The sequence below is a fragment of the Enterobacter cloacae complex sp. P42RS genome, assembly GCF_014930595.1.
Classification (GTDB): Bacteria; Pseudomonadota; Gammaproteobacteria; order Enterobacterales; family Enterobacteriaceae; genus Enterobacter; species Enterobacter bugandensis.
Genome location: NZ_JADBRK010000001.1, coordinates 593,158 through 606,409 on the forward strand (window position 1 = coordinate 593,158; position 13,252 = coordinate 606,409).

General features: G+C 54.7%; 14 protein-coding genes. 5 read left to right on the forward strand and 9 right to left on the reverse strand.

Going from position 1 to position 13,252, the window contains the following annotated elements:
* Positions 1–2 precede the first annotated feature (2 nt).
* From IM314_RS02730 to pspA, 9 genes are all read right to left on the reverse strand, one after another.
* Positions 3–1,055, reverse strand: coding sequence for a zinc-binding alcohol dehydrogenase (locus tag IM314_RS02730; RefSeq protein WP_041909681.1), 1,053 nt, complete (start codon positions 1,053–1,055; stop codon positions 3–5).
* A 29-nt stretch (positions 1,056–1,084) separates the two neighbouring features.
* Positions 1,085–1,927, reverse strand: coding sequence for a carbohydrate ABC transporter permease (locus IM314_RS02735; RefSeq protein ID WP_003856865.1), 843 nt, complete (start codon positions 1,925–1,927; stop codon positions 1,085–1,087).
* Positions 1,914–2,795, reverse strand: coding sequence for a carbohydrate ABC transporter permease (locus IM314_RS02740; protein WP_193358170.1), 882 nt, complete (start codon positions 2,793–2,795; stop codon positions 1,914–1,916). Before IM314_RS02740 ends, IM314_RS02735 begins: the two co-directional genes overlap by 14 nt.
* Positions 2,796–2,817: 22 nt before the next feature.
* Positions 2,818–4,110 (reverse strand): ABC transporter substrate-binding protein, encoded by a 1,293-nt coding sequence (locus IM314_RS02745; RefSeq protein WP_193358169.1) that lies wholly within the window; start codon positions 4,108–4,110, stop codon positions 2,818–2,820.
* A 13-nt stretch (positions 4,111–4,123) separates the two neighbouring features.
* A complete protein-coding gene (locus tag IM314_RS02750) occupies positions 4,124–5,821 on the reverse strand; it encodes a sugar phosphorylase (protein WP_193358168.1) in 1,698 nt (565 codons plus the stop codon).
* 184 nt (positions 5,822–6,005) lie between these two features.
* Entirely contained in the window at positions 6,006–6,230 is a 225-nt protein-coding gene (gene pspD / locus IM314_RS02755) for a phage shock protein PspD (RefSeq protein WP_028013376.1), read from the reverse strand.
* Positions 6,231–6,242: 12 nt separating this feature from the next.
* Positions 6,243–6,602 (reverse strand): envelope stress response membrane protein PspC, encoded by a 360-nt coding sequence (gene pspC, locus IM314_RS02760; protein ID WP_028013377.1) that lies wholly within the window; start codon positions 6,600–6,602, stop codon positions 6,243–6,245.
* Positions 6,602–6,826 (reverse strand): envelope stress response membrane protein PspB, encoded by a 225-nt coding sequence (gene pspB, locus IM314_RS02765; protein ID WP_028013378.1) that lies wholly within the window; start codon positions 6,824–6,826, stop codon positions 6,602–6,604. Before pspB ends, pspC begins: the two co-directional genes overlap by 1 nt.
* Before the next feature lie 53 nt (positions 6,827–6,879).
* The gene (gene pspA / locus IM314_RS02770; RefSeq protein WP_193358167.1) at positions 6,880–7,548 is read right to left on the reverse strand and encodes a phage shock protein PspA; all 669 of its coding nucleotides are present in this window, start codon (positions 7,546–7,548) and stop codon (positions 6,880–6,882) included.
* 151 nt (positions 7,549–7,699) lie between these two features.
* Here pspA and pspF point away from each other — a divergent pair, with 151 nt between their 5' ends.
* The 5 genes from pspF to sapD all read left to right on the forward strand — a co-directional run bounded on the left by pspF (position 7,700) and on the right by sapD (position 13,252).
* The gene (pspF, locus tag IM314_RS02775) at positions 7,700–8,692 is read left to right on the forward strand and encodes a phage shock protein operon transcriptional activator (protein ID WP_192829015.1); all 993 of its coding nucleotides are present in this window, start codon (positions 7,700–7,702) and stop codon (positions 8,690–8,692) included.
* A gap of 88 nt (positions 8,693–8,780) precedes the next feature.
* Positions 8,781–10,421 (forward strand): ABC transporter substrate-binding protein SapA, encoded by a 1,641-nt coding sequence (gene sapA, locus IM314_RS02780; protein ID WP_193358166.1) that lies wholly within the window; start codon positions 8,781–8,783, stop codon positions 10,419–10,421.
* On the forward strand, positions 10,418–11,383 hold the full coding sequence (gene sapB / locus IM314_RS02785; protein WP_041909670.1) for a putrescine export ABC transporter permease SapB: 966 nt from the start codon (positions 10,418–10,420) through the stop codon (positions 11,381–11,383). Before sapA ends, sapB begins: the two co-directional genes overlap by 4 nt.
* A complete protein-coding gene (gene sapC, locus IM314_RS02790) occupies positions 11,370–12,260 on the forward strand; it encodes a putrescine export ABC transporter permease SapC (protein ID WP_028013383.1) in 891 nt (296 codons plus the stop codon). Before sapB ends, sapC begins: the two co-directional genes overlap by 14 nt.
* Complete coding sequence (sapD, locus tag IM314_RS02795) at positions 12,260–13,252, forward strand: putrescine export ABC transporter ATP-binding protein SapD (RefSeq protein WP_028013384.1); 993 nt, start codon at positions 12,260–12,262, stop codon at positions 13,250–13,252. The genes sapC and sapD overlap by 1 nt, the downstream gene beginning before the upstream one ends.

Below are 13,252 nucleotides of genomic sequence, written 5' to 3' on the forward strand. Positions count from 1 at the left end.
GCTTAAAAAGTGACGCCCATTTTGATACTGAGTTCCGGATGCTGATCGACATACTTCATATAGCTTTCCGGGCTGGTGGTGAAGGTCACGACCGGGTCGATCAGATCTTCACAGTTCAGATAACCGTTCATCAGCAATTCCCAGCAGGTCTCTTCGATACGCTTGCGGCTCCAGCGCGGATAGTCCGGGTTCGGTTCACTGCAGGCGCGGGAGAAGACAATCTTCGCGTTGTTGAAGTGCGCTTCGCGCCCCAGGTTGAAGCCTGCCGCAAACGGTTTGGCGAAGGCCACGTAGGAGATGGTGCCGCCGTAGGCGAGACCGCGCAGCGCGGACTGCAGCGCATCCGCAAAGCCGCTGGTTTCGATGATCACGTCCGCGCCCTGCTTCCCGGTCAGCTTTTTGATTTCCAGACCGACATCGGTACCGATTGGATTCAGGCAGTGGTCCGCGCCGTGACGGCGAGCGATCTCACAGCGGTGTTCAATCGGATCAACGCCGATAACCACTGACGCACCGGCTTTTTTCGCCAGCTGAATCGCAATCTGTCCGATGGCTCCCAGACCGACCACGACAACAAAGTCACCCACACGGACATTGGCATCACGCACGCCGCTCATGGCGAACTGCGCCGGATCGTAGCAAACGGCATTCTTCCAGGACGCGCCCTGCGGCATTTTACGCAGCTTATAGTTGTTCACCGCGTTAACGATGACCGTTTCCTGCAGCGGGCCGTAGCAGCAGACGCTGTCGCCGATCTGGTATTCCGTTACGTCTGCACCGCATTCAATAATGTCGCCAACGATCATGTTGCCCAGCTGGAACTTACCGAATTCGATACCGCGCGCAGCGCCCTCTTCACGCGGCGTGAACATCTGCCACTCTGCGTTGAACTCTTCATCAATAAACGGGCTTGCCGCGCGGAAATCCACGACTTCCGTTCCGTGCTTCGGGGCGCCAAAGCGGGCGCGAATTTTCACTTCATGTGCTTCCACAGCACGGTCTTCATACTCCACCAGCGCCGCCACGCGTGGCGCTGTCGCAACTAACTTTTTCATGACTGACTCCTGATAAAAAATTGGCCGCCTCAGCCCTTCACGCCACCGGCGGTCAAACCACTTTTAATAAAACGTTCAGACAGCGCGTACATGATGACCACAGGCAGTGCCGTGACCAGCGATGCCGCCATCATGCGACCCCAGATGTAATCTGGCGTGCTAAACAGGGTGTTGAGTCCTACCGGCAGGGTGAAATTGCTGGCGCTGGACAGGAAAATGGAAGCAAACAAATAGTCGTTCCACGCCACCATGAAGCAGTAGACAAACACCGACACCAGACCAGAAATCGCCAGCGGCACGGTGATGCGAAAGATGATTTGCAGACGGTTAAGGCCGTCCATCATCGCGGCTTCTTCTATTTCGTCCGGAATGGTGTCGAAGTAACTGCGCAGCATGAATACCGCCGTCGGCAACGTCTGGGTCACCATGGTGATAATCAGCGCCAGTTCGGTATCGTAGATCCCGAGTGCGGTGATGATTTTGAACAGCGGCACCACCAATAAAATCCCGGAGAACATGTAGACGGTGTAAAAACTCGCATTGATCGTCGTGCGTCCTTTGAACCGCAGTTTGGACAAGGCGTAGGCACCTAATGTACCGAGAAACACCGCAATCACTGATGAGGTCAGCGACACCACCATGCTGTTGCGGAAGTAATCCACAAACGGGAAAATCAGTGGGTTAAAAATGTCGATGTAATGCTGTAACGTCCACTCCTGCGGCAGAATCGTCGGATGCAGCGAGATCGCCTCTTTTGCGCTTTTAAACGACGTCATCAGCATCACGAAGAACGGGAACAGCGTGATGATGAGAAACACCGCCAGCCCCAGATAAAAACCAATACGGCCCAGCACGCGTTTATTTGTTGCCATTGAGGTTTACCCTTTTTCTGGTCAGCAGAATGACGGCGAAGATGATCACGAACAGCACCACGGAGATAGCGGCGGCTTTACCCAGATCGTTGAAAGCAAAGGCCGTTTTATAGAGATAGACGCCCAAAATATCGACCTTCGTAGTCAGCAGATAGACATCTGCAAACATGTAGAACATCCAGATGGTTCGTAGCGTCACCACCGTTGCCAGTACAGGCATGATGGCGGGCAACGTGACGATACGGAAACGCTGCCAGGCGTTGGCTCCGTCCATCTCTGCCGCTTCATACAGCGATTTATCAATGGTCTGCAAAATCGCCAGGAATGAGATAAAGGCATACGGGAAGTAGCGCCAGATGGCGAATAGCACCACCAGCACGAAGCTGCTGCCAGGGTTATCGAACCAGAGCGGCGCCTGGTCATACAGATGCAGCAGATCGACGCCCAGATAGTTCACAATGCCGTAGCCGTTGTTGAACATGTATTTCCAGGCAAATACCAGGGAAATAGAGGGCGTCACGTAGGATAAAATCACCAGCGAACGCGCCGTCTTCCGAAGACGAAACTCACGGTTAAAGAAGATGGCGACGGCAAGCCCCAGCCCGGTGCTGCCGAGCACGACCAGCGCCGTATACCAGAACGTCGTCCACAGCGAGTGCCAGAACGCAGCATCCCCCAGAATGCGGATGTAGTTATCCAGGCCAACAAACACCGCATCAATACGCGGGTTAAGCGGCAGGCGTAAGAAACTGATTTCAATATTGGAAATCATTGGCCAGGCCACCAGGCCCCCCAGCAAAATCAGGCTGGGGGCCAACAGCAGCATGGCGAAAGGCATATCTGAACGACCAGAAAACAACGTCTTCATAATTTCCTTCCGCAGAGCGCTCCTATCGTTGTAAAATCAGGTCAGTCAGTCGCGTCTGGCTCTTGCTAAGCGTTGCGCTGAGATCTTGTTTACCCACGGTGACGTTATGCACCATGGAGCTGATAATGCCGGACCCTGTCACATCGCCCATGCGCGTGAAGTTTTTGTCGCCAACAGCGCCAAACACCTGTACGTTCGGGAATTGGGCGATCAGTTCATAAGGCAGTTGCCCAAACGCTTTAATCACCTCGTTGTTTTTCCAGGTATCCGTTCCTACGACCAGCGTGTTCACCGGCAGCGCCGCGCCCGGCGACATCATGACCCAGTCGGTTGCGTTTTGAGCCTGCTCCATCCACGTCACAAACTTTTCAGCCGCTTGCGTTTCTTCTTCGGTTTGTCCGCTGGTGATCGTCAACGAGGTGACCATGCCATAAACGGCTGAGGACTTTTCTGTCGGGACAACGAAGCCAAGATTGGCAGGGTTACCATCCTGGAATACCGCCGGCAGGATGTAGGTGGAATAGACGGCCATCGGTGCAGAACCGTTCATGAAGGCATCTTTGATCTCCATGACGTCGTTCGAGCCCGGCATGGTGGTTGCGGCCAGCGCTTTATAGAACGCCAGCGCTTTTGCCATTTCAGGGGTGTCAATTTCAACGTTTCCGTTGGCATCAAAAACCTTCGCGCCGCCGGAAAGCGCAAACTGGGAGAACGCCTGCTCGGTCATGACGCTTTCCGCGGTGGGCAGCGCAATACCGTAATGTTTGTTGGCCGGGTCGTTAAGCTTCTGGCTGGCTTTCAGCAGCTGTTCCCAGTTATGCGGTTCCTGAATACCCGCAGCGGCAAGCACATCTTTGTGATACCAGATGCCGGACAGCCAGGCGCTCATCGGCACCCCCGTCCAGGCTGTGCCGTCTTCAGTACGCACAACACGCAGGATCCCGTCATAGAAGGTCTTTTCGCCTACCGCTTCAATGGCTTCACCGATAGCCTTGCGATCCAGCAGTTGTTCCTTATCCATGACTTTCGCGTAATCATGGCTGACTTCAATCACTTCAGGCAGCGCGCCCGTTCTGGCGAGCGTAATCACTTTGGTGTTGTAGGCATCTTCTTCCACCGGCACCTGCTTCACCGTAATGCCGGGGTTTTCTTTCTCGAATTTTTCGATCAGTTTCGTAATAACCGCCTGGCGCTCCTGCTCTACTGACGAGTGCATGAACTCAATGGTCACAGCAGACGCTTTATCATCTTTACAGCCTGATAACAGGGCGCACGAAACCAGTGCTGATAACAGCACAATTTTGGGCATTTTCATTTTAGGGTCCTTTTTAGTTTTCTTTAATCCACATAACCTGCCATGGATTGAGGGTCAGCTCTTTACCGCTAACAGCTTGTCCTGATAGTAATTCCATACCAGTAAGCGTGTCCCCATAAACGGTATGAACGTTATTACTAAAATTAAACAGGGCTGTAATTCTCTCACCGTTTTTAGCCACGCGAACGATTTTAAGAATTTGTTCATCCAGTGATTCAAAAAATGCCTGGGCATCAGGGTGAAACGCACTTTCCCCACGACGAATCGCAATAAACTCGCTTAAACGGGAATAAATTTTATGACGAATGCTATTTTTATTGTTAAGTTCGAGATCAACCTGACCTGCAGTATATTTCTTGCGGTTTATCGCGCGGTTATAGCCGAGGCGCTCGACCCCTTCATAATCGTTACGGGAGCCAAGAATACTTTGAATATACACGGCAGGTACACCAGGGAAACTTAACAGCACCGCATGCGCCAGAATAAAGCGCGCAATGCGCTCATCATCTGAAGTGTTTTGCGCGCTTAACGCGTCAAGATAGGTCACATTAATTTCGTAAGGACTGCGCGTACCGTCAGGATTATTTTTCCAGTTGACCAGTGCCCCTTCCTGCTGAAGTTTCTCAACCAGTGCGAGGATTTCTGATTCCGGCAGAATGCCGCGCAGTGGGTTCAGACCGATACCGTCATGAGACGCCAGGAAATTGAACCAGGTCGTTGTTGTTGAAGGCAGCGCCAGCGATCCCGCCCACTGACAGAGAGCGTTAACATCCTGACGGTGCACAGCATGCAGCACCAGCGGCGGCAAGGAGAACTGGTAGACCATCTGCGCTTCATTTTCACCGTCACCGAAATAAGAGATATTGTCCTTATGCGGAACGTTCGTCTCAGTAATGATCACGGTACCCGGCGCCACGGCCTCGGTAATAGCACGGAAAAGCTGGATAAGGCAGTGAGTCTGTTCCAGATGGATACAGCTTGTTCCAGGGATCTTCCACATAAATCCGACGGCGTCCAGACGGATATAACGCGCCCCTTCCGCCAGGTAATGGAGCAGCACGTCAACCATCGCAATCAGCACCTGAGGCGAGGCGAAGTTGAGATCGATCTGGTCATCGCTGAAGGTGGTCCAAAGATGACGCACGCTGCCATCATGCAGCGTAAATGGCGTCAGCAACGGTAATGCGCGAGGACGCGTCACCGCAGATAAATCAGTTTCAGGATCGACAGCAATAAAGAAATCTTCGTAGCCAGGTTTCTGCGCAAGATAATTAGCAAACCATTCACTTTTTGCTGACATATGGTTGCAGACGAAATCAAACATTAAGCTGGCAGACTGTTTTAAATCAGCAACGTCTTGCCAGGTCCCGGTTTCAGGCGCAACGTTGTGGTAATCAATAACGGAAAATCCGTCATCAGAGGACCACGGATAAAAAGGTAAAAGGTGGACATGGGAAAACGTGCGAGCAAGCCACTCATTATAAAAGCGGGTAAATACCGGCAACGCTTTCTCCCCTTTCGCGGAGAACTGATCGGCGTAGGTGATCAGAACGACATCTTTTTCATCCCAGCCTGATTTACGCTTTTCTGTAATATCAACAGCAGCTTGTTCAAGCTTTGTTAATAACACTTTAAAATGTGCTTCAGAAAATGATTCACCGTAAATATGATTGATAAGTTTTTTAATTTTTGCGTTCACATTATTTTCCATGGTAGCGGTCCCACGAAGGGCAATCTACTCCCCTGAAAAATATCTGTCAACGAACCGGGAGGCTGAAAAACGCAATTACAAAGCAGCTCTGTGCAGTAATGTGAGCTGCCGCAAAGAAAGTGAGGGAAAGGGATGAAATGTCGTTAGCCCTTCCGGGGAGAGAAAGGGCTAACGCGAGCGTGAATTATCGGGATAAGTAACGGCGTGACAGCCGCTTTGCCGCTTTTTGCAACAGAGGTTCAAGCGCTACGGCCAGCAACATTCTGACCGGCTTGCGGGCAACAGATTTGATCGCCCAGCCCGCCACACCTGCCGGGCCGTAACGTAACGCCGTCATCAGAACCAGTTTACCTGCGATTTTCAGGCCGGGTTTTACCTTCTGACCGGCCTGTTGCCAGTTTTTCTTCATGTATATTCTCTCTTAAAGCTGACGAAAACGACTTCTCAGCGTAAAGGTATCGGATGTGACATAGCGTTCCATTTCACGTAACCGCTTCTCCCCTTCAGCCAGCCGATCGTCAACCGCATTGAGAAGATCGTTACTGGTAGGCGCGCCTTCCGCAGCCAGTTCGCCTTCCGGCATCGGGTCAAGTACAAACGACAGCACGATGTAGGCCACGAAAGTGATAAACGCCAGGCCGAAAAATATCGACAGCACCGTGACCACACGAACCAGCTTTACCGGAACGTCGAGATAATGGGCCAGCCCGGCGCAAACGCCGCGCACCATGCCCTGCTGTGGAATTCGCCACAATTTTTTGTTCAGATTCAGTCCTGACATTAACGGTCCCTCCAGTTAGGATGTTCTGCATCCAGGATTGCTTCCAGCGCCTGAATGCGATCGCGCATCTTGTTAGCCTGGTCGGTAAGCTGCGCAAGACGTTGTTGTTCGCTCTGGGATAAATCGTTCCCTGAAGAACGGTTGCTGTAGTGCAGCCATAGCCAAATCGGCAAAACAAACAGCACGAAAATCGTCAGGGGAATGGCCAGGAAAAGCGCGCTCATGTGTACTCCTTGTCGTCGGATGCTTAGCGGCACGCTCAGGTGCCGCAACATTATTATTGGTTATCTTGCTTCATTTTGGCTTTCAATGCCGCCAGCTGCTCGCTGATTTCATCGTCCGCTTTCAGGTCGGCAAACTGTTGATCCAGCGACTTTTGCTTACCGATGCCGTGGCTCTCTGCTTCCGCTTCCATCTGGTCGATACGACGCTCGAATGACTCAAAACGCGCCATGGCCTCATCCAGCTTGCCGCTGTCCAGCTGACGACGCACGTCGCGGGAAGAGCTTGCCGCCTGATGACGCAGGGTCAGCGCCTGCTGACGCGCGCGGGTTTCGCTCAGTTTATTTTCGAGCTCACCAATCTCTTTTTTCATGCGGGTGAGCGTGTCTTCAACCAGGGTGACTTCATGCTCCAGCGTAGCGATCATGTCCGCCAGCTTCTGCTTTTCAATTAACGCCGCGCGAGCAAGATCTTCTTTATCTTTGCGCAGGGCGAGTTCCGCCTTTTCCTGCCATTCATTGAGCTGAGCGGTGGCCAGCTCAATACGGCGCGTTAACTGCTTTTTCTCAGCCAGCGCACGGGCGGAGGTAGAACGCACTTCAACCAGCGTGTCTTCCATCTCCTGAATCATCAGGCGCACCAGCTTCTGCGGATCTTCTGCTTTCTCCAGCAGTGAGTTGATGTTGGCGTTCACGATGTCGGCAAAACGAGAAAAAATACCCATAATCAAATCCTCATAGTTCTGTTATCGGGCTATGCCCTGCTGTACTGATAATACAATTCCCGTGCCAGTTTTTTATCTTATTGATTTTACACGGTGTGATTGATTTTTATTCACCACAGAACTATGCTGACCTGGTGAATATCGCTAAGGAGTGGTTAATTTCATCATGGCTCAATACAAAGATAACTTACTCGGCGAAGCCAACAGCTTTCTTGAGGTGCTGGAACAGGTCTCTCGCCTTGCGCCGCTCAACAAACCGGTGCTCATTATCGGCGAGCGCGGCACGGGTAAGGAACTGATTGCTAACCGTCTGCACTATTTATCCGGACGCTGGGACGGCCCCTTCATTTCTCTAAACTGTGCGGCGCTGAATGAAAACCTGCTCGACACCGAGCTGTTCGGCCACGAGGCGGGCGCGTTTACCGGCGCTCAGAAGCGCCATCCGGGACGTTTTGAGCGCGCCGACGGCGGCACCCTGTTCCTTGATGAACTCGCCACCGCGCCGATGCTGGTGCAGGAAAAGCTGCTGCGCGTGATTGAGTATGGTGAACTGGAGCGCGTCGGCGGCAGCCAGCCGCTGCAGGTTAACGTGCGCCTGGTCTGCGCCACCAACGCCAATCTGCCGGAGATGGTCGCGGAGGAGAAATTCCGTGCCGATCTGCTTGACCGCCTGGCCTTTGACGTCGTTCAGCTTCCGCCCCTGCGCGACAGGAGAAGCGACATCATGCTGCTTGCTCAACAATTTGCGATTCAGATGTGCCGCGAGCTCGGTCTCCCTCTTTTCCCCGGCTTCAGCGATCATGCGCGGGAGACACTTCTGGCCTACCGCTGGCCGGGAAATATCCGCGAACTGAAGAACGTTGTGGAACGTTCTGTTTACCGCCACGGCAGCAGCGAGACGGAGCTGGACAATATCATTATCGATCCTTTTCAGCGCAATGCGCCGCCGGTTTCCTCCCCGTCATCGTCAGGCGATACTCTCGCGCTGCCCCTTGATTTGCGCCAGTTCCAGCACGAGCAGGAGCAACAGCTGCTGGAGCAAAGCCTGAAGGCGGCGAAATATAACCAGAAACGAGCGGCCGAACTCCTGGGCCTGACCTACCATCAGTTACGGGCATTGCTTAAAAAGCATCAAATGCGCTGACAATATCGGCACTTACCCGCAGACATTTTTACGAAGCAGGCGTAAGTGCGATACACTTTGCAGATCGAACCTAAAAACCTTAAAAATTATGCGTCTGGTTTTATCGTCCTTTTTTGCACTCGGTCTGTTCAGCGGCCTGGCGTTTGCTGCGCCCGGGCAGTCTACGCAGCCTGACATTCGTGACAGCGGCTTCGTCTATTGCGTAAGTGGCCAGGTGGACACCTTCAACCCGCAAAAAGCGGGCAGCGGGCTGATTGTGGATACGCTCGCCGCGCAGCTTTACGACCGTCTGCTTGATGTCGACCCGTACACCTATCGCCTGGTGCCTGAACTTGCGGAAAGCTGGGAAGTCCTGGATAACGGTGCAACCTACCGTTTTCACCTGCGCGATGATGTCGCGTTTCAGCGTACGCCGTGGTTTACCCCTACGCGCAAGCTGAACGCGGATGACGTGGTCTTCACCTTCCAGCGTATCTTTAACCGTAACCACCCGTGGCATAACGTTAATGGGGATAATTTCCCCTATTTCGACAGCCTGCAGTTTGCCGACACCGTTAAAAGCGTGCGCAAGCTGGACAGCCGGACGGTTGAATTTACGCTGACGCGCCCGGATGCCTCCTTCCTCTGGCACCTTGCGACCCACTATGCGTCCGTTATGTCCGCCGAATACGCGGCGAAGCTGACGAAAAAAGATCGTCAGGAGCTGCTCGACCGCCAGCCGGTCGGTACCGGCCCGTTCCAGCTGGCCGAATACCGCGCGGGGCAATATATTCGCCTGCAGCGCCACGAACATTTCTGGCGCGGTACGCCGCTGATGCCGCAGGTGGTGGTCGATCTCGGGTCTGGCGGAACGGGACGGCTCTCCAAACTGCTCACCGGGGAATGCGACGTGCTCGCCTGGCCCGCTGCCAGCCAGCTCACCATTTTGCGCGACGATCCGCGTCTGCGCCTGACGTTACGCCCGGGGATGAACATCGCTTATCTGGCCTTTAACACCGATAAGCCGCCGCTGAACAACCCTGCCGTACGTCACGCTCTGGCGCTGGCGATCAACAACCAGCGTCTGATGCAGTCGATCTACTACGGCACGGCGGAAACCGCCGCCTCAATTTTACCGCGCGCCTCGTGGGCCTACGACGGTGAGGCTAAAATTACGGAATACAATCCGGCAAAAGCGCGTGAACAACTGAAAGCACTGGGCGCGGAAAACCTGACGCTCCAGCTTTGGGTGCCCACCAGCTCCCAGGCGTGGAACCCGAGCCCGCTGAAAACCGCTGAACTGCTGCAGGCGGATATGGCGCAGGTGGGCGTCAAGGTGATCATCGTACCGGTTGAGGGCCGTTTCCAGGAGGCGCGCCTGATGGATATGAATCACGACCTCACCCTGACAGGCTGGGCTACCGACAGTAACGATCCGGACAGCTTCTTCCGGCCGCTGCTGAGCTGTGCTGCGATAAATTCGCAGACCAACTACGCCCACTGGTGTAACCGGGAGTTCGACGCCGTGCTGCAAAAAGCGCTCTCTTCCCAACAGCTGGCCTCGCGCATTGACGCTTACGATGAAGCGCAAAAGATACTCGCTCAGGAACTGCCGGTGCTGCCGCTGGCCTCTTCCCTGCGCCTTCAGGCCTACCGTTACGATATTAAAGGCCTGGTGCTGAGCCCGTTCGGCAACGCCTCGTTCGCTGGCGTATCGCGTGAAAAAGAACAAGAGGTGAAAAAACCATGATTATTTTTACCTTGCGTCGGCTCCTTTTACTGCTGGTGACGCTCTTTTTCCTGAACTTTGTCGGCTTCAGCCTGAGCTATTTCACGCCCCACGCCCCGCTACAGGGCTCATCGCTGTGGGATGCCTGGCTGTTCTGGTTTAACGGTCTGCTGCACTGGGATTTCGGCGTGTCGAGCATCAACGGGCAGCTTATCTCCGAGCAGCTGAAGGAGGTGTTCCCGGCCACGATGGAGCTGTGCATTCTGGCCTTCGGCTTTGCCCTGATGGTAGGTATTCCCGTGGGCATGCTGGCCGGGATCTACCGCAACAAATGGCAGGATAAGTTTATCAGCGCCCTTGCCCTGCTCGGCTTCTCTATCCCGGTATTCTGGCTGGCGCTGCTGCTGACGCTGTTCTTCTCGCTGACGATGGGTTGGCTACCGGTCTCTGGCCGTTTTGACCTGCTCTATACGGTTAAAACGGTAACGGGTTTTGCCATCATTGACGCCTGGCTGTCCGATTCCGTCTGGCGCCATGAGATGATCGTCAGCGCCCTGCGTCATATGGTACTGCCGGTGCTGACGCTGGCGGTTGCGCCGACAACCGAGGTGATCCGTCTGATGCGCCTGAGCACCATCGAGGTGTTTGAGCAGAACTATGTCAAAGCTGCCGCCACGCGCGGATTGTCGCGCCTGACCATATTGCGCCGCAACGTCCTGCACAACGCTCTGCCGCCGGTAATTCCGCGCCTGGGGCTGCAGTTTTCCACCATGCTTACGCTGGCCATGATCACCGAGATGGTCTTTAGCTGGCCCGGGCTGGGACGCTGGCTGATTAACGCCATCCGTCAGCAGGATTATGCTGCTATCTCAGCGGGTGTGATGGTGATTGGTTCGCTGGTCATTATTGTTAACGTGTTGTCCGATATTTTGGGTGCGATGGCTAACCCATTGAAGCATAAGGAATGGTATGCCTTACGATAACGTTTACAGTGAAAAGCGCACGCCCGGTGCGCTGCGTACCGTGTGGCGTAAGTTCTATGGTGACACCACGGCAATGATCGGCCTTTATGGCTGCGCCGGTCTGGTATTGCTTTGCCTCTTTGGTTCGTGGTTTGCGCCTTATGGCATTGATCAGCAGTTCCTTGGCTATCAGCTGCTACCGCCTTCCTGGTCACGCTACGGCGAAGTCTCATTCTTCCTCGGCACTGACGATCTCGGACGCGACGTATTGAGCCGTCTGTTAAGCGGGGCTGCCCCGACGGTGGGCGGCGCGTTTGTCGTGACGCTCGCGGCGACGCTCTGTGGACTGGCGCTCGGTATTTTCGCGGGCTCCACGCATGGCCTGCGCTCGGCGGTGCTGAACCACATTCTGGACACGCTGCTGTCGATTCCGTCCCTGCTGCTGGCAATCATTGTGGTTGCCTTTGCCGGTCCGCATCTGTCGCATGCCATGTTCGCCGTCTGGCTGGCTATCCTCCCCCGCATCGTGCGCTCGGTTTACAGCATGGTGCATGACGAGCTGGAAAAAGAGTATGTCGTTGCGGCCCGTCTGGACGGCGCGACGACCTTCAATATTCTGTGGTTTGCCGTTCTGCCAAACATCGCCGCCGGGCTGGTCACCGAGATCACCCGTGCGCTGTCGATGGCGATCCTGGACATTGCTGCGCTCGGGTTCCTCGACCTCGGCGCGCAGCTGCCATCCCCTGAATGGGGTGCGATGCTCGGTGACGCGCTGGAGTTGATCTACGTGGCGCCGTGGACGGTTATGCTGCCGGGGGCGGCGATTATGGTAAGCGTGTTGCTGATCAACCTGCTGGGCGACGGTATTCGCCGTGCAATTAACGCGGGGGTGCAATAATGCCGCTTCTTGATATTCGCAACCTCACCATTGAATTCAAAACCGGTGAAGGCTGGGTTAAAGCCGTCGATCGCATCAGCATTACTCTCGCCGAGGGCGAGATTCGCGGGCTGGTGGGTGAATCTGGTTCGGGAAAAAGCCTGATCGCCAAAGCGATCTGCGGCGTGGCGAAAGACAACTGGCGCGTGACCGCCGACCGCATGCGGTTCGACGATATAGACCTGCTGCGCCTCTCCCCGCGCGAGCGTCGCAAGCTGGTCGGCCATAACGTCTCAATGATTTTCCAGGAGCCACAGTCCTGCCTCGATCCGTCCGAGCGCGTAGGCAAACAGCTGATGCAGAACATTCCCGGCTGGACCTATAAAGGCCGCTGGTGGCAGCGTTTCGGCTGGCGCAAGCGCCGCGCCATTGAGCTATTACACCGCGTCGGGATCAAAGACCATAAAGACGCGATGCGCAGCTTCCCGTATGAGCTGACCGACGGTGAATGCCAGAAGGTGATGATTGCCATCGCCCTGGCTAATCAGCCGCGTTTGCTGATTGCGGATGAACCCACCAACGCGATGGAGCCGACCACCCAGGCACAAATTTTCCGCCTGCTGTCGCGCCTGAACCAGAACAATAACACCACCATTTTGCTGATCAGCCATGACCTGCAAATGCTCAGCAAATGGGCGGATAAAATTGACGTGATGTACTGCGGGCAAACGGTCGAAACTGCCCCGAGTGAGGAGCTGATCGCCGCGCCGCACCATCCATATACGCAGGCGCTTATCCGCGCCATTCCTGATTTTGGCAGCGCCATGCCGCACAAGAGCCGTCTGAATACCCTGCCCGGAGCGATTCCGCTGCTGGAATCGTTGCCGATAGGCTGTCGTCTGGGGCCGCGTTGTCCGTATGCTCAGCGTAAATGTATCGAAACGCCGCGCCTGACCGGCGCCAAAAATCATCTTTACGCCTGTCATTTCCCGCTGAACATGGAGAGAGAGTGA